At 66.3% G+C, this 22,224-nt stretch carries 20 protein-coding genes; 4 read left to right on the top strand and 16 right to left on the bottom strand.

Annotated features, from left to right (window positions below):
* Positions 1-60: 60 nt before the first annotated feature.
* Positions 61-885: a hypothetical protein gene (locus CYJ22_RS08925; protein ID WP_007588015.1), complete on the bottom strand. Its 825-nt coding sequence runs from the start codon at positions 883-885 to the stop codon at positions 61-63.
* A 145-nt stretch (positions 886-1,030) separates the two neighbouring features.
* On the opposite strand from CYJ22_RS08925, the gene CYJ22_RS08920 reads away from it, so the two are divergent.
* On the top strand, positions 1,031-1,909 hold the full coding sequence (locus CYJ22_RS08920; RefSeq protein ID WP_101602359.1) for an aldo/keto reductase: 879 nt from the start codon (positions 1,031-1,033) through the stop codon (positions 1,907-1,909).
* Between the two features lie 19 nt (positions 1,910-1,928).
* A complete protein-coding gene (locus CYJ22_RS08915; protein ID WP_101602358.1) occupies positions 1,929-3,248 on the top strand; it encodes a DUF4921 family protein in 1,320 nt (439 codons plus the stop codon).
* A gap of 24 nt (positions 3,249-3,272) precedes the next feature.
* On the opposite strand, the gene CYJ22_RS08910 is transcribed toward CYJ22_RS08915, so the two are convergent.
* Entirely contained in the window at positions 3,273-4,562 is a 1,290-nt protein-coding gene (locus CYJ22_RS08910; RefSeq protein WP_101602357.1) for a hypothetical protein, read from the bottom strand.
* A 141-nt stretch (positions 4,563-4,703) separates the two neighbouring features.
* Between CYJ22_RS08910 and CYJ22_RS08905 the strand changes: the two genes are divergently transcribed.
* Positions 4,704-4,982, top strand: a complete 279-nt coding sequence (locus CYJ22_RS08905; RefSeq protein WP_007588034.1) for a DUF4235 domain-containing protein — start codon at positions 4,704-4,706, stop codon at positions 4,980-4,982.
* A gap of 24 nt (positions 4,983-5,006) precedes the next feature.
* Here CYJ22_RS08905 and CYJ22_RS08900 read toward each other — a convergent pair whose 3' ends face one another.
* On the bottom strand, positions 5,007-5,375 hold the full coding sequence (locus CYJ22_RS08900) for a sterol carrier family protein (RefSeq protein WP_034496250.1): 369 nt from the start codon (positions 5,373-5,375) through the stop codon (positions 5,007-5,009).
* Positions 5,376-5,476: 101 nt separating this feature from the next.
* Between CYJ22_RS08900 and CYJ22_RS08895 the strand changes: the two genes are divergently transcribed.
* Positions 5,477-6,385 carry a cytochrome C oxidase subunit IV gene (locus CYJ22_RS08895; RefSeq protein ID WP_101602356.1) on the top strand — a complete coding sequence of 303 codons (909 nt, stop codon included), beginning with the start codon at positions 5,477-5,479 and terminating at the stop codon, positions 6,383-6,385.
* Positions 6,386-6,564: 179 nt separating this feature from the next.
* Here the strand turns inward: CYJ22_RS08895 and CYJ22_RS08890 are convergent, their stop codons facing one another.
* The 13 genes from CYJ22_RS08890 to CYJ22_RS08825 all read right to left on the bottom strand — a co-directional run bounded on the left by CYJ22_RS08890 (position 6,565) and on the right by CYJ22_RS08825 (position 22,178).
* Positions 6,565-7,332: a CDP-alcohol phosphatidyltransferase family protein gene (locus CYJ22_RS08890; protein WP_101602355.1), complete on the bottom strand. Its 768-nt coding sequence runs from the start codon at positions 7,330-7,332 to the stop codon at positions 6,565-6,567.
* 1,470 nt (positions 7,333-8,802) lie between these two features.
* Entirely contained in the window at positions 8,803-11,160 is a 2,358-nt protein-coding gene (gene purL / locus CYJ22_RS08880) for a phosphoribosylformylglycinamidine synthase subunit PurL (RefSeq protein WP_101602354.1), read from the bottom strand.
* 69 nt (positions 11,161-11,229) lie between these two features.
* A complete protein-coding gene (gene purQ / locus CYJ22_RS08875) occupies positions 11,230-11,937 on the bottom strand; it encodes a phosphoribosylformylglycinamidine synthase subunit PurQ (protein WP_101602353.1) in 708 nt (235 codons plus the stop codon).
* Positions 11,934-12,215, bottom strand: a complete 282-nt coding sequence (locus CYJ22_RS08870) for a phosphoribosylformylglycinamidine synthase subunit PurS (protein WP_009054370.1) — start codon at positions 12,213-12,215, stop codon at positions 11,934-11,936. The genes purQ and CYJ22_RS08870 overlap by 4 nt, the downstream gene beginning before the upstream one ends.
* Before the next feature lie 64 nt (positions 12,216-12,279).
* Positions 12,280-13,281, bottom strand: coding sequence for a phosphoribosylaminoimidazolesuccinocarboxamide synthase (locus CYJ22_RS08865; RefSeq protein ID WP_101602352.1), 1,002 nt, complete (start codon positions 13,279-13,281; stop codon positions 12,280-12,282).
* A 19-nt stretch (positions 13,282-13,300) separates the two neighbouring features.
* Positions 13,301-14,635: a phosphoribosylamine--glycine ligase gene (gene purD, locus CYJ22_RS08860; protein ID WP_101602351.1), complete on the bottom strand. Its 1,335-nt coding sequence runs from the start codon at positions 14,633-14,635 to the stop codon at positions 13,301-13,303.
* Positions 14,636-14,727: 92 nt separating this feature from the next.
* Complete coding sequence (locus CYJ22_RS08855; RefSeq protein WP_009054401.1) at positions 14,728-15,681, bottom strand: tetratricopeptide repeat protein; 954 nt, start codon at positions 15,679-15,681, stop codon at positions 14,728-14,730.
* The gene (locus tag CYJ22_RS08850) at positions 15,671-16,705 is read right to left on the bottom strand and encodes a vWA domain-containing protein (protein WP_101602350.1); all 1,035 of its coding nucleotides are present in this window, start codon (positions 16,703-16,705) and stop codon (positions 15,671-15,673) included. Before CYJ22_RS08850 ends, CYJ22_RS08855 begins: the two co-directional genes overlap by 11 nt.
* Position 16,706: 1 nt before the next feature.
* Entirely contained in the window at positions 16,707-17,726 is a 1,020-nt protein-coding gene (locus CYJ22_RS08845; protein ID WP_009054363.1) for a vWA domain-containing protein, read from the bottom strand.
* A complete protein-coding gene (locus CYJ22_RS08840; protein WP_101602349.1) occupies positions 17,723-18,211 on the bottom strand; it encodes a hypothetical protein in 489 nt (162 codons plus the stop codon). The genes CYJ22_RS08845 and CYJ22_RS08840 overlap by 4 nt, the downstream gene beginning before the upstream one ends.
* A complete protein-coding gene (locus CYJ22_RS08835) occupies positions 18,201-19,094 on the bottom strand; it encodes a DUF58 domain-containing protein (protein ID WP_009054355.1) in 894 nt (297 codons plus the stop codon). The genes CYJ22_RS08840 and CYJ22_RS08835 overlap by 11 nt, the downstream gene beginning before the upstream one ends.
* A 45-nt stretch (positions 19,095-19,139) precedes the next feature.
* Positions 19,140-20,129 (bottom strand): AAA family ATPase, encoded by a 990-nt coding sequence (locus CYJ22_RS08830; protein WP_009054360.1) that lies wholly within the window; start codon positions 20,127-20,129, stop codon positions 19,140-19,142.
* A gap of 210 nt (positions 20,130-20,339) precedes the next feature.
* Complete coding sequence (locus CYJ22_RS08825; RefSeq protein ID WP_009054403.1) at positions 20,340-22,178, bottom strand: phosphoenolpyruvate carboxykinase (GTP); 1,839 nt, start codon at positions 22,176-22,178, stop codon at positions 20,340-20,342.
* Between the last annotated feature and the right edge of the window lie 46 nt (positions 22,179-22,224).

The raw sequence follows: 22,224 nt of genomic DNA, 5'->3' as shown, positions 1-22,224 counted from the left end.
ACAGAAATAATTTGTCACCCGACGTTCTCAGACTGTGAGATCTGCGGTTCAGGAGTTGGACTACTCGGAGAGAACATCCTCGATATCTTCCCAGAGCACCCCCGTCGATGAAGGGGCAGCAACCGCCCAGAACTCACCATCTGCGCTCGCCAGCAGGGGCACCTCGTCGGGATACAGCTCGGTGAATTCAACGCCGGCCAGCACCTCGCAGACCTCCTCGCTGGTGGCGAGCAAACGCCAGCTCTCGCCCGACAGACTCGGGTACGACACCGCATCAACGACCCGCACGGAAAGTCCCACCCACGAGTCATCCGCGAGGTCCGCCCAGAAGCCTCCCGTCGCCTCGTCCACCTCGGTGTCGATGAGCTCGGCGATCTCACGGGCCACCTTCGGCACCTCCACGAGTATCTCCGTCACCTCCGCCCGTTCGAGGGCACCGAAGAGCGTCGCCGGCACCGCCGTCGGCAACACCCCCTCGCCGGAAGGCTCGCCGATGGCGCTGAGCTCGAAGAACGTGTCGCGCAGCTGCGCGGAGTCAACCACCCACACCGACAACGGGTCATCCTCGCCGGGAAGTAGCATCCCGTCCTCGCACCGTGACACCACAGAGGAGTGCGGGCCAACGAAGAAGGTGGATCGGCGGCACCCAGCCGGAGCGACGACCCAGGCGGTCAGCACCTTCGTTGCCTGCGAGAACGCCTGAAGGAGAGCAGCGAGGCGCGGGACGGGAGTATCACCAACAACGAGGCCCTGGCCGCGCAGCAGCTCAACGAACGGATGCTCGGGATCAGCCAGGAGTCCGTCGGCGTATGAGCGCAGCGCCTCGCACTCCAGGTTGCTCATGTCGAAGACGACGCCGTCCTCCGTCTCGTAGGCATTAATCATGATTCCTCCTGCGCTCTCAGATCGTCGCCGCGCACGGCGTTAAACGAGGACAACGCTACGACATGCGCACCGACCGCGCCCGCGGACGACGGCGACCGCAGCGTGTGCGGGAGGCTACACTGGGAACGACTAGGAGGATTCACCGATGAACACCCCGCTTCCCGCTGGCCCCACCCCGGCCTCGTCCCCGATTCCGACCCTCATACTCCCGACAGGATCACCCATCCCCGTGCTCGGATTCGGCACCTACAAGGTCGCACCCGAGGACACGTACGACGCGGTGAGCCGCGCCCTCGAGGTCGGGTACCGTCATATCGACACCGCTCAGATGTACGGCAACGAGGCCGAGGTCGGGGCAGCGCTCGAGGCATCGGGCATCGCGCGCGAAGACCTGTTCGTCACGACGAAGGTCGACAACTCCAACCACGAGCCCGATCGGGCAGCCGCGTCCATCCAGCGCTCCCTCGAGGACCTGCGCACCGACTACGTGGACCTCCTCCTCGTGCACTGGCCGCTGCCCACGCTCTACGGAGGCGACGTCGCCCTGCCCTGGCCCGCCCTCGAGGACGCCTTCAACGCAGGCGGCGCACGCGCGATCGGCCTGTCGAACTACGAGCGCGAGCACGTCGAGGCCGTCCGCGCGGTCGCAACAGTCGCCCCGCACGTCCTCCAAGTTGAATCCCACCCCTTCTTCCCCAACGCCGACCTGCGCACCTACGCACAGGGACTCGGCATGGTGTTCGAGGCGTGGTCCCCCTTGGCGCGCGGACGCGCGGTCACCGACCCGACGCTCATCGAAATCGGCGCGCAGCTCGGGGTGGGCCCGACGCAGGTCGCGCTACGTTGGGCGCTGGATCGCGGCCACGTCGTCTTCCCCAAGACCCTGAGCCGCGAGCGCATGGCCGCCAACTTCGACGTGTTCTCCTTCTCGCTGGATCCCGAACAGACCGCGCGCATCGATGCCCTCGACGCGGGCGAAGCCGGTCGCATGGGGTCGCATCCGGCCACAATGGACCGACTCTGAAGACGGGTACGATACAGACATGGCTTCCAAGCTCACGCGCGCCGACCGCGCCATCGTTCGACTGGCCGACGGCACTGTCAAACAGCAAAACCTCCTCACGGGCACAGAGGTGTGGACCGTCCCCGGTCGCAGCAACCGCCCCCTGACCGCGCCACACACGGACCACAACCCGATCAACCACGAGGCCGACGGACACCACTGCGCATTCTGTTCCGGCCGATACCTCGAGACCCCGCCCGAGAAGTCGCGCCTGGTGCGCCACGAGGACGGGTCCTGGGAGCAGCTGGACGCCCTCGGCGCCGATCAGCTCGGCGACACGGTCGCCGAATTCCGACGCATCCCCAACCTGTTTGAGATCGTCTCCTACAACTACTGGCACCTCAACCACGGGCACGTCCCCTCCGAGAATGACCGCCGCCGCATGGCGCACTACCTGGCCTCCGACGCTGGCTACGAGCACGTCATGAACGTCGTGCGCGCCCGCATGCTGGCCTCGGGCATGAGCGAGGGCGAGTTTGCGGCAACCAGCGAGACCGCGCGCCTGCAGTACGCCAACGGCTTCTTCTCCGGCGGGCACGACCTCATCATCGGCAAGCGCCACTACGTCGACGGCGCCACCGAAGCACACCAGCTCGCCGGGTCCGGCACCCTCACCCCCGAGGAGCACGAGCAGTACACGGCCTACACGGCCCGCTCGATGCGCGACCTGTACGACCTGGACACCGCCGTGCGCTATGTGGCGACGTTCCAGAACTGGCTGCGCCCCGCGGGCGCATCCTTCGACCACCTGCACAAGCAGCTCGTCGCAATCGACGACCTGTCCGTCCAGACCGAAGCTGAACTCGAGCGCCTGCGCGCCCAGCCCGACATCTACGACCAGATCTTCACCGTCGCGGCCACGCGCAAGCTCCTCATCGCCCAGAACGAGCACGCCGTCGCCCTGGCCGGGTTTGGGCACCGTTTCCCCGGCATCGCGATCTGGCCCCTGGGCGAGCCGAAGAACCCGTGGGAGGTCAGCCCCGAGGCCATGCGGGGGATCTCCGACATCCTCCACGCCGCGCACGCTGCAACGGGCGTGGAGGTGCCCGCCAACGAGGAGTGGTACCACCGCCCGCCCACCGTGTCCACGCCCATGCGCTGGCGCATCCTGCTCAAGTGGCGCATCTCGACGCTCGCGGGTTTCGAGGGCGGCACGCGCATCTACCTCAACACGATCGACCCATGGAAGGTCGTCGAGCGCACCGTGCCGCGCCTCCTCGAGCTGCGCGAAGCGGGCCTCATCGCCCCCATGCGCATCGGCGAAGAATGCAAAGTCAGCCCCGCAATGCTGCGAGGCTGACTCTTCAGGGGCGTCCGGCGGGGATTACTCCTCGTCACCCGAATCGTCGAGGCCCGGATCGGTCGCCGCATCATCCGCGGGCGCCGGATCCTGTCCAGTGTCCTGCGTGCCCGGGTCGGTCGCGGGGTCGGGCGTACTCGGCGTGGTCGGCGCCGGGGAAGCCAGCGCCGAGGACCACGTGGCCAGGAAGGCATCGAGCGCGTCCAGGGAGCCGATCGTCTCGTCAGCGACGACAGCCTCACCCGTAATACCCATGAGCCAGCCGGCCTTCGTGTCGGCGGCAAGCACACCGTCAATCGGGTACGCCGCACCGGTCGTCGCCAGGGAGCGCTGAGCGGTCTCCCCCTGCAGCCAGGCAATCAGCGACTCGGCGCCATCGGAGGCCGACGAGCCCGTCGCGGCCACGTACATGATGCGGGCGATGCACGTCGACGAGATCGGCGTACCGTAGGAATCCGCGCCCGTATTCGTCGCTGCGGCAGCGGCCAGCGAACGCGGGGCCACAACCAGCGGGTACGCTCCCGACGTGGCGGCGGAGGCCCCCGCGATCTCAGAGAGGTATTCCTCGGACACATGCGCGCCCGCGGTCCACGCGCCGATCGTCGCCCCCAAGGAGGCGTCCACACGCGGGTTCAGAGACTGCGCGAAGGATCCCAGTCCCTCGCCCGTCTGCGAGGCAGCTTCCTGCACGAACGCGCGCCCCACCGACGACGAGGCCGGGTCCGGGACCGCGAGCAGCGCGCGGATACGCGGAGACGTCAGATCACCGAACGAGGTCGGCAGCGGGCGTCCATTCGCGCTCATCCACGACTTGTCGGCAATGACGCAGACGTCGTCACGACCGTAGGCGACGGCAGCAGCCGCGCCCTCCACAGCCGTGCCCGACAGTGTCACCGTATCCTGGGGCGCCACGGCCGCAATCGAACCGGCCGCGCTCGCCTGCAGTGCATCCGCGCCGTCAAGCCCCACAACAACATCCGCGTTCGTCTTCGCCAGGCCCGCAACGCTATCGACGGGCACCGCGGCCACCGTGAAACCCGTCGCCTTCGTGAACTCCTGCGCCGTCACCATCGGCAGCTGCGCGCCACCCACCAGAGCGACCGTCACCGTCCCCGAACCACTGCGCGGCGTCGGAGCATCAATCGTGCCAGCCGTGGTCGCGGCCGACGAGGCGCGGGCGCTCTGACCCGGCACAATCGGAGAGGCGAACGGATCCCGGGGCGCGCTCGACGACACGGACGGCGTACAAGCCGCAATCGTCGACGCCGCAACAACGAGGGCCGAGAGCGCAAAAACAGAGCGGGCGCGAGCCATGAGGAATCCTTCAGACGGGAACACTACCGTTCAAGCATAGGACAGCGTGCCCGTGGGCCTCGCGCAAGAGCGCCGCGTGGGGCATCATGGAATCGTGCGCACGCGCACAGGGACAACCACCCCCCACGCCAGGAGGCAACCATGGACTCAGCCACCATCGAAAAGGTCGCCACGACCGTCGTCATCGCCGGAGCGGCCTTCGCCGCCTCCAAGCTCTTCGAAGTCGGCTGGAAGGTCGCCACCGGACGCCCCATCCCCGCCGAAGACTCCGACGACGTCACCATCGCCTCCCTGGTGCTCTTCGCCTCGACCTCCGCGGCCATCGCCGCCGTTGCCCAGCGCTACGCATACAAGGGTTCCCAGAAGTGGCTCGCCCCCAAGCTCGAGGCCCGCTTCGGCGTGCCCCAGCTGGAGGCCTGAGCATTCCTTCCCCTTTCCCGCCGCTCACACGAGCGGCAGGAGGGGCCCCAGGTCGGTGCGCTCACCCGATGCGCTCACGCGCAAGCCAGCCACGGCCTCGTCCCACGTGAGAAGTCCGCACGCGAGCGACAGCCACGTCACGGCGTCGGTTTCGACCACGGCGGGCGGCGTACCACGCCGATGAGTCGTACCCGGCAGGATCTGCACCGCACCCGCGGGAGGCACACGCACTTCGACTGCACGGCCCGGATGCAGAACTCCCAGTTCCTCGAGGGTGAAGCGCACGGCAGTGAGCACGACCGCACGCGCCGGCTCCTCGCCGCGCTCCACCGACTCGCGCCACGAGCGCAGCGCCACCATTCCCTCGCCCGGATCAATCCGTCGTTTCGCCATACCCCGATTCTACGCGGCGAGGCCACGCCAGCCTCGAGCGTGCATTCCGACCACTTTGTCAGGCACAATGGATGTGTCCGACTCCCGACGAGAGGCCCCACGTGAGTGACACCGCTTCCCTCATTACACTGCGTTCGATCCTCGACATTGAGATCGCACGCAGCTACGAGTGGGACGCTGCCACCATCATCGCCATCTCGGGCGTCGACCGGGCCGGCGACCTGACAACCCGGATCGTCGAAGTTCCCGGCGCCCTCACAGACATCGCCGCGGAAGGATTCTCCCCGCACTCCGCCGCAGGGCACGCACTCTCCCACGAACTCCACGACGCCATCCAACGCCGTGTGCGCCTGTGGATCGCCGAAATCCCCACCGAGCAGCTCTCGCGCCTGCGTGAGGCTCTCGGCGACGACCTCATCCACGAGGCCGGCCAGCCACGCGACGGCTACACCCCCATCGCCCTGTCCCCCCTCGAGCTGCTAGAGCGCTGGGCAGCCGGCAGCGACGAGCAACGCGAATTCATGCGCGTCGCGATGGCCGGACTCGATACGCTCACGACCTCGTCACACGCCACCCACGCCTCGCGTGCCGTCGGCGCCTCCATCATCGAACGCGCCGCATTTCTGCGGTTGTGCCGCAACCCCAAATTCATCGCCTACGTCGTCGTCCTCGTGTATTCGATGGCGCGGGCCGTGCCCGTCATGTACGTCCCCCACTTCCGGGGCGACTGGCGCATCCTGTGGGCCATCGACATGATCACCGCGATCCCCTACACGTGGGGCCTCATCGAAATGGTCGCCGGCCAAAAGCTCTGGCACCGCGTCGTCGGCGCCATCACTGCCGCCATCACCTTCCTCGCACCCTACGTGTACTTCCTCATGTACGGGCGCCACGCTCCCCCGGGCGTATGGACCGCCATCGCGCTGATCTTCTTCGGCGGCATCTTCCTCGAGGTCTTCCGCTACCTGCGCGACCGTGCCGTCAAGAAGGGCCTCGCAGAGCTGCTGTAGGCACGCCGTTACTGCTGCATCCCAGTGTGTTCCGGGCGCCGGAAGCCCCGGCCTCGTTCCTCTGAGGTCCGCCCCTGCCCTCACGTGACGTGACCGCGAATGTGTTTATCGGGCTCGCATAACGACCTCCCCCGAGCGCAGTGCCCGGGGGACGTTCGTATCCGTTCGTGATGCGGCGACTACTTGTCCTCGCCGGTCGCCGTACGGATGAAGCCGGCGATGAGGAACCAGCCTCCACCAACCCAGAACAGGATCAGAGTCCACAGGGGCTGGACCGGGTAAAAGACCACCATGTACGCGCAGGCCACGATCCACGCGGCCGCACCGATGATGTTCGGAATCTGGAAACGCTTCACGCGGGCCGGGTGCGTGTAGTGCAGCGGGACCAGCGTCATGATCGCCAGGAAGATCGTCGCCGCAATGTTCACCCACGCGGGTGTTTGAAGCACGTACATGACGATCGCGACGCAGTTCCACGCAGCCGGGAAGCCTACGAAGTAGTTGTCGTTCGATTTTTCTCCGTCGTTCGCGTAGCAGAACACGGAGGACACGATGATGACCACCATCATGATGACAGGGATCGGCTTGGGTCCGAAGGGCAGGTACATCGCCATGAAGACCGCGGGCAGGAACGTCCACGTCAGGTAGTCGACGAGATTGTCGACGACGCCGCCGTCAAACCAGGGGATCACCTGGCGAACGCCGACCTTACGGGCCAGCGTGCCATCGACACCATCAACGATGAGCGCGATGACAAACCACAGCCACATCATGGGGATGTTGTTATCGAGCATCGCGAACAGCGCGAGCGTCGCCCACGCTAGGCCCGAGATGGTGAACGCATGCACCGCCCACGCGGCAATCACGCGACCGAGGCTGGGTTTGGCAGCACCCGCAGACGAGGCCGGGGCCTGCTCAGTTGTAGTGGGGACGTTTTGCTGAGGCACGGACGGCTCCTATGATGGCGGATTATTTCCGCCCCTCAGTATGCCAAAGAATGGTGCGCTATTGGTAGGACTTCAATCAAATGACACACGTTTGGGGCGTTCTCACAGAACACGGTGGAGTAGCATCCTGCATAGTGGGCGTCAGTGCTGCCTCACAGAACCAAGAAGCGAAAGAAAAACCGCCCCTGCACGGGGATCCGGCACCCCAGATGAAACATTTTCCACCCCTGCACGGGGATCCGGCACCCCAGATGAAACATTTTCCACCCCTGCACGGGGATCTGGCACCCCAGATGAAACATTTTCCACCCCTGCACGGCATGGATCGGGCCATCATGAAATTTTCATCGCCCACACACACCCAAAATGCCCAATTTCCGACCATTTTCACCGTGCTGGGGCGATATTTCTTTCACAGAGACACCCCACACGACCATACAGTGCTACGCAGGGGCGATATTTCTTTCATACAACCCCTCGAAGCACCCCCGGCGTGGCGAGGACGCGGACCCGGAGCACCTCATTCGCTTCGCGTCGGCCGTCGCCGCGGTGTCCGTGTCCTCTTTTGGCACGAGGCAGTGGCTGGCTTCCCCCTCTCTCGCAGAGCTGGTGCGCGGCTGGTAGGTGGTGGCTGAGGAGGCACAACAGTAGTTCTGCCTGCCTCTGTGCGGGTCACCCCTGGGACAACGACTGCCAAATAGGCGTCCTTCCTGGTACCGACAGGTCCATAACTATCCCCACTCGCTACCTTGCGGGCCAACCCGGTACAAAACTCGCCCAGCACGGGGCATTCTTGGGTCAACCCGGTACAAAACTCGCCCAGCAAGCCACAAACCGCCAATTTTGGGCCATTTTTCGAGCGCTGGTCGAATTTTGTCACGCTCAGGCCGACAACAGGCCACGCAGGGCGAAAAAAGTCACGCCCCAAGACCCCACCTCACCCCAACAAGGCCACCATCCCCCAATGTCGCATGCAATTCGGTTGGGAGAAGTTTCAACAACGTCTGAAAACGTTGGAATACCAACAATCAAAATTCATGGTTTGAAAGAGTCGTGGGGGAATTGCATGCGAAATTGAATGTGGACTCAGCAATGAGGGTTCGACGGCCCGGGATGAAGTGGGACTGGCAGCACGGCCTGGCCGGGCTTCGAGACGACGCACCAATCAGCGACCCAGCCCCACTGGCGTGGAGGGCGCCGGAGGGACCGGAGGGCACGGGCGGGCTTCGAGATCGACCACTCCGAGCCGCAGGCTCGCGTGTGGCGATCTCGCGGGCGGCCGGGCCCTCCGGCGCCCGGAACACCCGTGGGGCAACAAGCAACAACAAGCAGGCAGGCCGCCGCCCACCGGCACACACAGCGGCCGGGCCCGACGGCACCCAGAACACCAGCGGCGCCACAAGAAACACAGCACAGGGGCGCGGGCCCGCAGGCCCGCGCCCCTAGACGCTACGACTCAGACGCGAACGCTCAGAAGTACGTGCGTCCGGTCTCGCTCAGCTCGCGCAGCTCGTCGATGGAGGCGATCCAGCCGCAGCCCTCGCCTTCGGCGGCGAGCAGGTCCACACCGCTGATCGCGAGCATGTCGCCGCCCGTGGTGCCGATGCGCACGGCATCCACGCCCTCGGCCTCGGCGGCCGCGAACACGGCCTTGACGGCCGCTTCGGGCACCGCGACGAAGGCGCGTGCCTGGGACTCGGACAGGAGCATCTCGTGGTCGCCGACGCAGTCGCGGCGGGCGGCCCCGGCCACGTCGAAGACGCCGCCGATGCCGAAGCGCAGCGCGGAGTCCACGAGGGACTGCACGAGGCCGCCGTTCGACAGGTCGTGCGCGGCACGCACGAGGGGCCGGCCGTCGGGGCCATCGGCGGCGCTCAGCGCGCGCACGACGTTACCGAGGGCAACCTCCGCCTTCAGGTCGACCTCGGGCGGCAGGCCACCGAGATGCGAGCGGGCGATGCGCGCCCACGCGGATCCGTCGAACTCCTCGCGGGTGGTGCCCAGGAGGATGACGGCGAGGCCCTCTTCGGTGAAGCCGGAGGGGTTGGCTCGCGTGACGTCGGGGAGGATGCCGAGCATGCCGATGACGGGCGTCGGGTTGATCGACGAGTTCGGCAGCCCCTTCTCGGTGCCGGACGAGTTGTACAGCGACACGTTGCCGCCGGTCACGGGGATCTCGAGCTCGATGCAGCCGTCCGCGAGCGCGGTCATGGCGGTCACCAGCTGCCACATGGCGTCCGTGTCTTCGGGGTTGCCGAAGTTCAGGCAGTCCGTGATGGCGACGGGCTCGGCGCCGACGACGGCGACGTTACGGTAGGACTCGGCGAGGGCCTGGCGGGCTCCCGTTGCCGGGTCGAGCTTGGTGTACCAGCCGTTCGCGTCGGTGGAGAGCGCGACACCCAGCCCAGTGGTCTCGTCGATGCGGATGACGCCCGCGTCGTCGGGCTGGGCGAGGGCCGTGTTGCCCTGCACGTAGCGGTCGTACTGGTCGGTGACCCACGCCTTGGAGGCCTGGTTGACGGCGGAGAGCACGGCGCGCACGTCGGCGATCAGTTCCTCGCGCGTGGCGGGGCGCGAGAGGTCCTCAGAGGTGGCAGCCTGCAGCTCGTCCTGCCACGCGGGGCGCGCGTAGGGGCGGTCGTAGACGGGGCCCTCGTGGGCGACGGTCTTCGGGTCGACGTCGACGATGCGGTGGCCGTGGTGGTCGATCGTGAGGCGTCCGTCGCCGGTCAGGTGGCCGATGACCGCTGCCTCGACGTCCCACTTGTCAATGATCTCGAAGAAGCGCTCGCGATCCTCGGGGGTCACGATCGCCATCATGCGTTCCTGGGACTCGCTCATGAGGATCTCGCCCGCGGTGAGCGTGGGGTCGCGCAGGAGCACGTTTTCGAGGTCGACGTGCATGCCGGAGTCGCCGTTGGAGGCCAGCTCGGAGGTCGCGCACGAGATGCCCGCGGCGCCGAGGTCCTGGATGCCCTGGACGACGTCGGCCTCGAACAGGTCGAGGCAGCACTCGATGAGGACCTTTTCCATGAAGGGGTCGCCCACCTGGACGGAGGGGCGCTTGGCGGGCATGCCGTCTTCGAAGGTTTCGGAGGCGAGGATGGAGGCGCCGCCGATGCCGTCGCCGCCGGTGCGCGCGCCGAAGAGGACGACGAGGTTGCCTTCGCCGGTCGCGTTGGCCAGGTGGATGTCGTCGTGGCGCAGCTTGCCGATACACAGCGCGTTGACGAGGGGGTTGCCCTGGTAGGAGGGGTCAAACTCGGTTTCGCCGCCGATGTTGGGCAGGCCCAGGCAGTTGCCGTAGCCGCCGACGCCGGAGACGACGCCGTGGACGACGCGCGCCGTGTCGGGGTGGTCGACGGCACCGAAGCGCAGCTGGTCCATGACGGCGATCGGGCGTGCGCCCATGGAGATGATGTCACGGACGATGCCGCCCACGCCGGTGGCCGCGCCCTGGTAGGGCTCGACGAAGGACGGGTGGTTATGGGACTCGACCTTGAAGGTGACGGCCCAGCCGCCGCCGATGTCGACGACGCCGGCGTTCTGGCCCATGCCGACGAGGAGGTTCTTCCTCATGGCGTCGGTCGTGCGCGCGCCGAACTGCTCAGCGAGGTGCTTCTTGGAGGACTTGTAGGAGCAGTGCTCGGACCACATGACGGAGTACATGGCGAGCTCAGCGTTGGTGGGTCGGCGCCCGAGGATGTCGCAGATGCGCTGGTATTCGTCCTCTTTGAGGCCGAGTTCCTTCCAGGGCATGTCCTGGCCGGGGGTCGCGGCGGCGTTCTCGACGGTGTCGGGCAGCTCGCGGGTGTTTTCGGAGGTCATTCGTGTTTCCATTCGAAAGGTCTGGGACGAGGCCGGGGCTCCCTCACGGGTGAGGGTGCGGTGGCGTCGTCAGCCGACGAGGGATGCGAGGACGGAACGGAAGATGCCCAGGCCGTCGGTTCCGCCGTGGTGGCTGGCGCCGTCGGCTCCGAGGGAGAGGGGGCCGAAGCCGGCCTCGGTCGCGTGCTCGGGGTGGGGCATGAGGCCGACGACGTTGCCCGCGGCGTTGGTGACGCCCGCGATGTCATTGGCGGAGCCGTTGGGGTTGAAGTCGACGTAGCGGAACACGACGCGGCCTTCACCCTCGAGCCGTTCGAGCTCGGCGGGAGACGCCTGGAAGTTACCTTCGCCGTTCTTGAGGGGGACGGTAATGGTGTCGCCGACGCTGTAGGTGCGCGTCCACGCGGTGTCCGCGTTCTCGATGCGCAGCACCTGGTCGCGGCACAGGAACTTCTGGTGGTCGTTGCGGATGAGCGCGCCGGGCAGCAGGTGTGACTCGCACAGGATCTGGAAGCCGTTGCAGATGCCCAGGACGGGCAGGCCTCGTCCGGCTTCGCGCACGATTTCGCTCATGACGGGAGCGGTCGCAGCGATCGCGCCACAGCGCAGGTAGTCGCCGTAGGAGAAGCCGCCGGGGATGACGACCGCGTCGACGCCGTGCAGGTCGGCGTCCTTGTGCCACAGCGACACGGCCTGCGCGCCCGCGATTTCAACCGCGCGGGCGGCGTCGCGGTCGTCGAGGGTGCCGGGGAAGGTGACGACTCCGACGCGGGTCACTGCACGCCTCCCGCGTAACGGGCGTCGGCCTCGTCGATGGCCTCGACGCGCACGACGTCCTCGATGATCGGGTTGGACAGGACCTCTTCGGCGGCCTTGCGGGCCTGGTCCAGGAGCTCGTCGGTAACGGGACCGTCCACGCTCAGGTGGAAGCACTTACCCTGGCGCACGGCCTCAAAGCTCGTGATTCCGAGCCTGGGCAGCGCCGAACCGACAGCCTTACCCTGGGGATCCAGGATCTCCGGCTTCGGCATCACTTCCACGATGATTCGCCCCACGGCGTTCCTCCTTGTGTTGTTGGTGAGGATCCCGCCGTGCATCTTGCCCGGCGGGCAAGTCTGTTTACAGGATGGGGTCCGACCCGGTGAGTCGGCGGTATGCCTCGACGTAGCGCGCGGCGGTCGCGGCGGCCACGGAGTCGGGCAGCGCGGGCGGGTTGGCGCCCGAGGAGCGGTCCCAGCCGGACTGCTCGGAGACCAGCCAGTCGCGCACGTACTGCTTGTCGAAGCTGGGCGCGACCTGGCCCTCCACCCACTGGTCGGCGGGCCAGAATCGGGAGGAGTCCGGGGTGAGGATCTCGTCCGCGAGCACGAGCGCGCCCGTGGTCACGTCGATGCCGAACTCAAACTTGGTGTCCGCGATGATGATGCCGCGCTGCGCGGCGATGTCGCGGGCGGCCCGGTACAGGGCGATCGACAGGTCGCGGATCGCGACCGCGAGCTCCTCGCCGATGCGCTCGACGGTCTGCTCGAAGGTGATGTTTTCGTCGTGCTCGCCCAGCTCGGCCTTCGCGGCGGGCGTGAAGATCGGCTCCTCGAGGCGCGAGGCCTCGGTCAGGCCCTCGGGCAACGTGATGCCGCACACGGATCCGGACTCGCGGTACTCGGCCAGGCCGGAGCCCGTCAGGTAGCCGCGCACGACGCACTCAATGGGGATCATGTGCAGGCTGCGGCACACGACCGCGCGACCGTCGACCTCGGCGGGAACCGTGAAGCGCGTGGGCTGGGCGCCCTCCAGGGCGCGCGAGGCCTCGGCCGGAGCCTTCGTGCCGACGGCCAGCAGGTGGTTTTCCACGAGGGGACGCAGCTGGCCCATCCACCAGATGGCAAGCTGGTTGAGGACCGCGCCCTTGCCGGGGATCAGCGTGGGCAGCACGTAGTCGTAGGCGCTGATGCGATCCGAGGTCACCATGAGGAGCGCCTCCGGGCCAGCCTTCGCGTGGCGCGGGCGGCCCGCCGGGGTGGCGGCCTGCGGCGCGGGGCCAACCACGGCCTCGTCGGGAGCGTAGATGTCGCGAACCTTGCCCGCGCTCAGCGGGGTCCAGCCGTGGAGGGTGGCGGTCATGATGCTCCTCAGGGATTTCTCAGTCGAGGCTGACGACCAGGTCGGCGGGCCACGTCGCGATGTCGCTGCGGTGGTGCTCCCCGTCGAAGTGGATGAGGTCGACGCCGCGGTAGGCGAGTGCCCGGGCCTCGTCGAGCGTTGCCGCGCGGGCGACGACGTCGAGGACTCGGCCGCCGGAGTTCACCAGCGCGTAGGTCGGTTCGAAGCCGCAGCATCCCGCCGCGACGTCGGTCGGGTCGTCGGTGATCTCCTCGGAGGTGCCGGCGTGGATGACGTGGACGCCGTCGAGCTCCTCGGCCGCTTCGATACCGGTGATCTCATGCCCGGTATCCGTGGGGCCCGGGTATCCGCCCGAGGCCATGACGACCGTGACGGCAGCGTCCTCGCTCCACACGGGGGCGGGGACCTTGGCGAGAGTGCCGGTCGCGGCCGCGTACAGGATGGGGGCCAGCGGGGAGTCGAGGCGCTCGAGGACCGCCTGGGTCTCCGGGTCGCCGAAACGCACGTTGAACTCGACGACGCGGATACCCTTCGAGGTCATCGCGAGGCCGCAGTACAGGAGGCCACGGAAGGGGGTGCCGCGACGCGCCATCTCGGTGATGACGGGCTGGGCCACCTCGTCGACGATGCGCTGCGTGGCCTCTTCGGGGAGCCACGGCAGGGGGCTGTAGGCGCCCATGCCGCCCGTGTTCGGGCCCTCGTTGCCGTCGCCCACGCGCTTGAAGTCCTGCGCGGGCTGCAGCGGCACGACGGTAGAACCGTCGGCGAAGCAGAAGAGGGAGACCTCGGGGCCGTCGAGGTAGTCCTCGATGACGACCGCTCCCCCGTCGCGCGACAGGCAGGCGCGCGCATGCTCCGAGGCCTGGGCGCGGTCGGTGGTCACGACGACGCCCTTACCGGCGGCAAGCGCGTCGTCCTTCACGACGTAGGGGGCACCCAGATCGTCGAACGCGGCCTCGACCTCGTCCATCGTGGTGCACGTGAAGGCACGAGCCGTGGCCACGTCGGCATCGGCCATGACCTGCTTCGCGAAAGACTTGGAGGCCTCGAGGCGCGCCGCATCCTTCGTCGGGCCGAAAACGGGGATTCCGTAGTCCAGCACGGCATCCGCGACGCCCGCGACGAGCGGGGCCTCGGGGCCGACGACCACGAGGTCGACGTTCTCGGACGTGGCGCGACGGACAACGTCCTTCGGATCGAGGGGATCCATGGTCAGGGAGCGGCCCAGCTGCTCCAACGCGGGGTTACCCGCCTGGACGACAAGCTCCACGGGATGCTCGGGGGTGGACGTTCGCACAAGCGCACGGGCGATCGCGTGTTCGCGACCTCCGTTACCAACGAGAAGGACCTTCACAATTCAAGCCTATCTGTGTTTGGGGCCCTCCCGGGCCGCCGCGGGGTTTTATGGGTGCACGTCACAGCAAAGTTGAGACGAACTTGCAACCCTCACCAGGCGCCGTTCGGATTGCCGTCGCGTTTCCCGTCCTGGGCATCGCGCTGGTTCTGCTGCCGTTCCTTGTTCTGGTCCTGCAGCTGCTCGCGGCGCTCCTTTTGCTCCTGATCCTCACCCTCGAAGGGGTCCTCGGTCGGGCTGGGCGTGGGCGTCGGATCCGTCTGCTGGTCCTGCTGTTGCTGCTGGTCCTGCGAACCGCTCTGCCCCTCAGACTCCTCCTCGGTCTGCTGCTTCTTGTCCTCGACGCGTTCCTTATTTTCGTCAGCGGGGTTATTGGATTCGCTGCCGGACTGCTGACCGGACTGTCCGCCCGACTGGTTCTGGTCGCCGGACTGACCGGAACCACCAGACGCGGTCTGGCACGGCGAGATCGTGTCTTGGGCTTCCTGGTAGACGCTCACAGCGTTACCGGTCGAACCCGAGGAGCGCAGCTTATCGCCCTGAATCTCCAGTCCGATGGCGAGATTGACGCGCACACGGCACTCGTAGGAGAAGGGCTCGAGGCGACCAGGCTGCACCTCGCGAGCCTTCGGAACAAGCTCAAACGCGGTGCGCAGTTCCTCCACGCCCTCATCGACGCGGTCCTGGCGCACCAGGGTCGTGCCGAGGTTGTAGTGCGCGACCCAGGCCTCGATACCGATGCCCGTCCATGTCCGCTGGCCCTCGTAGCCCGCCTGAGCGGACTCGTAGTCGCCAGCCTTCCAGTGATTCAACGACGACTGCGACCAGAGCGTCAGACCAATCAGGTACCCGGCGATCACCAGGGCGATCACGAGAATCGGAATGGAGTACCACAGAGGTCGCAGAGCCCGCGGGGAGCGCTGCACCTTCGGCTTGCCGTTCGTGGCCTGCCCCAGCTGTTCGCGGACCGACGCGTCGACCGGACCACCCTGAAGGGCACCGAAAGGCAGGAGGTCCTCTTCGGGCAGGTTGTTGTTAGAGGGCATGCGAGTTCCTCAGCTGTTGAGCGCGCAGCGCCAGGTTGGCGCCCTCCCACGCGAGGAGTCCCCCGAGCAGGAGCGCAAACGGCCAGATGATGTAGCGGTACGTGTCTTTCATGTTGCGCTGTTCGGCAATCTCCGTCGCGCCTTCCAAGATGGTGTGCGCGTGGGATTCGATCGCCGACTTATCGGGCGAGTGCACGTAGTCGACGCCGATGCGCGATGCGACCGACTGGAGGGCCGCCTCGTCGATCTTCGAGATGGCGATCGGGTTACCAGGCTGGGAGAGGTCGTGAATGTAGCCGTCATCATCGCCGCTCTGCGCCTCGCTGTTGCCCAAGCGCAGCACCTTCATCGGGGCACCCTCCGGGGTGCCGTATCCGATGACAAGGCCGCCGTCGACGTACTCCTTCACGCGATCCCAATCTTCCTCACTGCCCGTCGGTGCGGACTTCCAGTGTTCCTGGTTCGAGGTCTCACCGTCGGAGAAGATGAAAACCGCGCGGAGGTTCTGCGGGTGACGTTCCTTATTCTTGGCGAGGAGGGCGGCCAGCTCCGCCGCCGGTCGGTTCAGCGAAGAACCCTGGGAGGACGCGGACAGCTCTCGGTTGAAGCTGTCCATGTACGAGGCCACGGCGGAGGCGTCACTCGTGAGCGGCATGTCCGTGTGGACCGAAGAATCCCAGGTGAGGATCGAGAAGCGAGATCCCGCCAAAGTGTTCATGATGAGCCCAACGTCGTTGCGCACTCCGTCGATGCGGGGCTTGGTGCCATCCCAGTCTTCCGCAGCCATGGAGCCCGTGCGGTCGATCACGAGGTAGACCTCGAGGGCCGACGAGACTTCGAGGGCCTGGCCGGGGATCGACGGACCAGCACCCATGATGATGACGGTCAGGACGATGAACGAACGTCGGATGATGTCCATGACGCGCTTGCGCGCGGCGCGCTTGGCGGACAGGAACACGAAGGCCGCTGCCACAAGCAGGATCAGGACCAGCAGCACCGGGTGGACGACGGGACGGAAAATCATGTCAGAGCCTCCCGAAAGCAAGCAGACCGAGCAGGGACAGAACACCGACGATGGTCCAGCCGAGGGCGGCGCCCGGGCGGTCGGTTTCCACGAGCTTGCCCGCAGAATCGAGCTCTTCCTTTTGCTCGGATTCGATCTGTCGGACGACCTCATCGACCGCGGAGGGCGATGAGGCATCGTAGAAGCTGCCGCCGGTGGACTTGACCTGGTCCTGCAGCTCCGCGCCCTCGGCCTTCAGCGAGTACGAGGAGCCTGGATAGAGAACCGAGACGGTCACGCCCTGGCTCTTAGCGAACTCGATGGATTCGGCGAGGTTGTAGATGCCCTCGCCGAACACCTCGTTGTCGGTCGCTAGAAGGATCGTGCGGGAACGCTTCTTATCGGTGTGGTCGAAGCCGAGCACACAGGATGCGAGGCCATCGCCCACCAGGGAGCCACGGCGGTCATCCGGCCCGCTAAACGTCGGTTGCAGGTATGCCTCGAGTTCCCTCGTCAGGTAGATCTTGTTGCCGATCTGATTGAAGCCGCGATCGATCTTGTCAGCCATCTCGGTGAGCACCTCGTTGGCCATCTCGTAGTCGTCCGTGAGCGGGAACATCGTCATCGAGTAGGCGTTCCACAGCTGCAGCGAGATTCGCTCGCCCTCGAAGTGCGAGATGATCTGCTTGAAAGAGTCGCCGATCTTGGAGTCGTAGGGAAGCATCGATCCGGAGGCATCCAGGCACAGGACGATGTCACGACTCGAGGACTTGTCGTGCTTCATGTAGCGGTCGACGGGCGCCCCGGCCGACACCGACGTCGCGATGACCGCGATGAGGAAGCACACGACGGCCATCGCCAGCGACGAACGAGTACGGCGCACGAGGGCCTGATACTTGGGCAGGTCGCGCAGGAAGCCAGTGTTGGCCACCCAGCCCTTCTTGCCCGAACGCTCACCGGCGCGGCGCGCGAGCATCCATCCGGCGACGGTCGTCGCCACGACAACCAGCAGCACGACGGGAATAAGCCACCCGAACCTCATACGTTCACCGCCTCCACAGCCATGGTCAGTACGCGGGTGACGGCCTCGTGCGAGGGCTGTCCCTGCGGGATGTTGTCGCCCGTGAAGCTGGGGACTTCACACGCCTGAAGAATGTCCGCCAAACCCGGCCACACCGGGACGAGCTCGCGCACCTCGGACACGGTCGCCACCTCGAGGTCGCGGCCCGTTCGCTCCGTGCCGAGGGCACGCATCAGGCCGGCGAGGGCGAGGTGCACACCGCGCGCATCCAGGTCGCCGTCGGCGTAGCGATCAGCGATCTGGTCGATGAAAGTCAGGTACTTCTTGCGGCGCGCGTCCGTGATCGTCTGCAGTTCCATGACCTCGCCAATACGCGAGGTCCACCAGCGCCACACGCTGTACAGGATCCACCCGATGACGCCAATCACGATTGCCAGGCCGAGGACCCACATCCAGTTCGGGTAGACGACGGGATCCAGCAAGTAGTCTTTGAGTTCACCGGACATGTGCGCCCCTTTCGAGAGCGCGCATCAGGGCGCGCGGAACCTCTTCACTGGACGAAACATCCACGTGGATGACCCCCCTCTTATCGAGCATCTGGGCCACGGCAGCCCGTCGCATCTCCATCACGTTGGCGGCTTCGCCCGAGAGCTGGTCGTCACGCAGCAGGAAGTCGGGCAGCGGCCCCTCGTTCACGTCGACGACGTCCGTTCCCTTGTCGAGGGACGTCGGATCGATGTCAGCCACGCATATCTGCATGACCTGGTGGCGCACCGACAGAGACTTAATGAGGTCGTCGGAGACGCGGGTGGGCTCAGGCTGCGTCGCGTCCGTAACGATGACGATAAGGCTTCGACGCTGGGTGACGGTGCGGGCGCGCGCCAGCAGCTTGGGCACGTCCGAGTGAGGCGAGGACAGGGTGATGTCCTCCTCGATGCGCCGCATCACGGTCTCGGCGTGAGCGTTACCCGAGCGGGCAGGCATGAAGCGAACGCGCTCCGAATCCCCCGCGACGAGGCCAATCTGGTCTCCTCGTGCGACGCTCAGCCAGGCAATCGCCTCGCACGCCGTCAGCGCCACCTCTTCCTTGGTTTCACCGGAGGGTGCCAACGCACCCATCTCGCGTCCGGTGTCAACGACGAGCATGACCTGCAGATTCGCGGTTGCCTCGCGCCGCTTGATGACCGGCGAACCCGTGCGAACGGTTGCCGGCCAGTCGATGGAACGCACGTCGTCGCCCGCCTGATAGGGAGCCAAGTCCAGGAACTCCCATCCGCGACCGTGCCGCAGCGCGGAGTGCTGACCGTCCATGATGGACAGCAGCTTGCGCAAGACTGGCAGCTGGATACGCGAAGAGAGCGAGTGGATCTCGCGCGAACGTACAGGCATAGCGTTCCTCTAGAAAGTCGACTGGCGTGTGGGACCGTGGGTGCTTTACGGAACGGGCACCGCGTTGAACACGGCGTCGATGAGCCCCTCAATGGACACGTTGTCGGCGAGGGCGTCAAAGGTACGGATGATGCGGTGGCGCAGGATGCCGTAGCGCATCGCCTTAATGTCGTCGGGCATCACGTGGTTCCGACCGGCCATGAGGGCAATGGCCTGGGAAATCTGCATGAGCGCAATGCCGCCACGCGGGGAGGCGCCGACGCGCACGTGGTTGTTCCACCCCGGCAGAGGGTTAGGGCCGGCACCTCGGGTCGTGTTGACGATGTCGACGATGTACGCCTTGAGGGTCTCGTGGACGAACACGCGACGGCACGCATCCTGCAGCGTGAGCACGTCGGCGAGGGTGATCGGCGCGGCCGAGGACTGGGCCTTAATCTGGCCGTTGTCAATGCGCGTGAGGACCTCGAGTTCCTCGACGGGCGTCGGGTAGGTGATGACCTCCTTGAGGAGGAAACGGTCCATCTGCGCCTCGGGCAGCACGTAGGTGCCCTCTTCTTCGATGGGGTTCTGGGTGGCCATCACCATGAAGGGCCTGGGCAGCTTGTGGTTGACACCGCCGATGGTGGTCTGACGCTCCTGCATGGCCTCGAGCATGGCGGACTGGGTCTTCGCGGAGGAACGGTTGATCTCGTCCATGAGGACCATGTTCGCGTGGACGGGACCCAGCTGGGTGACCATCTCGCCACGTTCCTGGCTCCAGATCTGCGAGCCGACGATGTCGTTCGGCATGAGGTCAGGCGTGCACTGGATGCGATGGAAGGTGCCAGAGACCGCGGATGCAAGTGTCTGCGCGGCGGTCGTCTTGGCGAGGCCGGGGACGGATTCGACCAGCACGTGGCCGCCGGCGAGCAGCGCGGCGGTGAGTGCGCGGCGCAGGCCTTCCTGGCCGACGACGGTGTGCTGGAAAATATCGTTCATACGATCGAGCAGCCCCTTGGCGTGGGCCAGCTCTTCGTTGGTCAAGTAGTTGGGCACGGGCTCTCCTTGCGTGCGCGGTCGGATGCAATCTCAGTGTAGCGGCCTACGCCGCTTCGCACTCAATCCGGTCAGTTTTCACGTCATCATCAACGAGGTCTCGGCCGGCTGCGCACAGAGGTATCCACTGTCATGCCACCCGAACCCGTCGCACACAAAAGGGGCGAGCCCCGGAGTTTCCTCCGGGGCTCGCCCTCAGGTCCGCGTTGATCAGGCCTGCTTCGCGGCGGCGATGCGCGCGCGGAACTTAGCCAGCTGCTCGGTGATGGCGGCGGGAACCTTGTCGCCGAACTGCGAGAAGTATTCCTCGGTGTCGTCCATCTCGGCGGCCCATGCGTCGGGGTCGATCGCGAAGAGCTTCGCCCAGACCGTCTCGTCGATGTCCAGGCCGTCGAGGTTGAAGTCCTCGAACTTGGGGTAGCGGCCGGTCACACCGTCGATGGCCTCGACCTCGCCGGCGGCGCGGCGAACGATCCAGTCCAGGACGCGGGCGTTGTCGCCGTAGCCGGGCCACATGAAGTTGCCCTCTTCGTCCTTACGGAACCAGTTGACCTGGTAGACGTGCGGGAACTTCTCGCCCAGCTTGTCCTGCATCTCCAGCCAGTGGCCCCAGTAGTCGGCCATGTTGTAGCCGCAGAAGGGCAGCATGGCGAAGGGGTCGTGGCGCAGCGAGCCGGCCTTGACGTCGGTCGCAGCAGCGGTGACCTCGGAGGCCACGGAGGCGCCGATGAACACGCCGTGGGCGGGCTCGTACTGCTCGGCAACCAGCGGGACGTTGGTGGCGCGGCGGCCACCGAAGAGGATGGCGTCAATGGCGACACCCTCGGGGGCTTCCCAGTCGGGGCAGATGATGGGGCACTGCGCGGCGGGGACGGTGAAGCGGCTGTTCGGGTGAGCAGCCTTCTCGCCGGACTCGGGGGTCCAGTCGTTGCCGTGCCAGTCGATCAGGTGCGCCGGAACGTCGCCGTCGATGCCTTCCCACCACACGTCGCCGTCGTCGGTCAGGGCGACGTTCGTGAAGATGGAGTTGGCCTTGGCGGTCTCCATGGCCATGGGGTTGGTCTTGTAGGAGGTACCGGGGGCAACGCCGAAGAAGCCAGCCTCGGGGTTGATGGCGCGCAGGCGGCCATCCTCACCGGGACGCATCCACGCGATGTCGTCGCCGACGGTCTCGACCTTGTAGCCGGGGATCGTGGGCTGGAGCATGGCGAGGTTGGTCTTGCCACAGGCCGACGGGAAGGCGGCGGTGACGTGGAACTGCTGGCCGGTGGACTCGCGGGTCAGGCGCAGGACGAGCATGTGCTCGGCCATCCAGCCGTCACGCTTTGCCATGGTCGAGGCGATACGCAGGGCGAAGCACTTCTTGCCGAGCAGGGCGTTGCCGCCGTAGCCCGAACCGAAGGACCAGATCTCGTTGGTCTCGGGGAAGTGGGTGATGTACTTCTCGTCGTTGCAGGGCCAGGTGGAGTCTTCCTGACCGGGCTCGAGGGGAGCGCCGACCGAGTGAACGGCGGGAACCCACACGCGACCCTCGTTGATGAGGTCCATGGCAGCAGCACCCATGCGGGTCATGATGCGCATGTTGACAACGACGTAGGGGGAGTCGGTGATCTCAATACCGAGCTGGGAGATGGGGCCGCCCAGGGGACCCATGGAGAAGGGCACCACGTACATGGTGCGGCCCTTCATGGAGCCCGTGAACTTCTCACGCAGGGTGGCCTTCATTTCCTTGGGGTCGGCCCAGTGGTTCGTCGGGCCGGCGTCCTCTTCCTTCTCACAGCAGATGAAGGTACGGGACTCAACACGCGCAACGTCGGACGGCTTGGAGCGAGCCAGGAACGAGTTGGGGCGCTTCTCCTCGTTGAGCTTGGTGAACATGCCACTCTCGACCATCTGAGAGGTCAGGCGATCCCACTCCTCCTGGGAGCCGTCGGAGAACTCGATGGCGTCAGGCGTGGTCAGCTCAGCAATTTCAGCAACCCACTTGATGACATCTTCGGGAGCGTTCGCCGGAGCGGCTGCACGCACGTCCTGTTCGGTCACGGACATTTTGCCTCCTGAGGCATTTCGGATTGTCGAGGCCGCAGTTGCGTCC

This window comes from Schaalia odontolytica, assembly GCF_002847525.1.
GTDB classification, from domain to species: domain Bacteria; phylum Actinomycetota; class Actinomycetes; order Actinomycetales; family Actinomycetaceae; genus Pauljensenia; species Pauljensenia odontolytica_B.
Note: the sequence above shows the minus strand (reverse complement) of the source record. Positions and strands in the feature narration are given on the sequence as shown.

Excerpts from the sequence above, each read along its gene's own strand:
- CYJ22_RS08865 (WP_101602352.1), bottom strand. The coding sequence starts at position 13,281 with ATGACCGCCACCCTCCACGGCTGGACCCCGCTGAGCGCGGGCAAGGTT.
- CYJ22_RS08850 (WP_101602350.1), bottom strand. The coding sequence starts at position 16,705 with ATGATTTTCCGTCCCGTCGTCCACCCGGTGCTGCTGGTCCTGATCCTG.
- CYJ22_RS08925 (WP_007588015.1), bottom strand. The coding sequence starts at position 885 with ATGATTAATGCCTACGAGACGGAGGACGGCGTCGTCTTCGACATGAGC.
- CYJ22_RS08825 (WP_009054403.1), bottom strand. The coding sequence starts at position 22,178 with ATGTCCGTGACCGAACAGGACGTGCGTGCAGCCGCTCCGGCGAACGCT.
- CYJ22_RS08835 (WP_009054355.1), bottom strand. The coding sequence starts at position 19,094 with ATGCCTGTACGTTCGCGCGAGATCCACTCGCTCTCTTCGCGTATCCAG.
- CYJ22_RS08840 (WP_101602349.1), bottom strand. The coding sequence starts at position 18,211 with ATGTCCGGTGAACTCAAAGACTACTTGCTGGATCCCGTCGTCTACCCG.
- purL (WP_101602354.1), bottom strand. The coding sequence starts at position 11,160 with ATGACCTCCGAAAACACCCGCGAGCTGCCCGACACCGTCGAGAACGCC.
- CYJ22_RS08855 (WP_009054401.1), bottom strand. The coding sequence starts at position 15,681 with ATGCCCTCTAACAACAACCTGCCCGAAGAGGACCTCCTGCCTTTCGGT.
- CYJ22_RS08900 (WP_034496250.1), bottom strand. The coding sequence starts at position 5,375 with ATGGCGAAACGACGGATTGATCCGGGCGAGGGAATGGTGGCGCTGCGC.
- CYJ22_RS08920 (WP_101602359.1), top strand. The coding sequence starts at position 1,031 with ATGAACACCCCGCTTCCCGCTGGCCCCACCCCGGCCTCGTCCCCGATT.
- CYJ22_RS08905 (WP_007588034.1), top strand. The coding sequence starts at position 4,704 with ATGGACTCAGCCACCATCGAAAAGGTCGCCACGACCGTCGTCATCGCC.
- CYJ22_RS08845 (WP_009054363.1), bottom strand. The coding sequence starts at position 17,726 with ATGAGGTTCGGGTGGCTTATTCCCGTCGTGCTGCTGGTTGTCGTGGCG.
- CYJ22_RS08910 (WP_101602357.1), bottom strand. The coding sequence starts at position 4,562 with ATGGCTCGCGCCCGCTCTGTTTTTGCGCTCTCGGCCCTCGTTGTTGCG.
- CYJ22_RS08915 (WP_101602358.1), top strand. The coding sequence starts at position 1,929 with ATGGCTTCCAAGCTCACGCGCGCCGACCGCGCCATCGTTCGACTGGCC.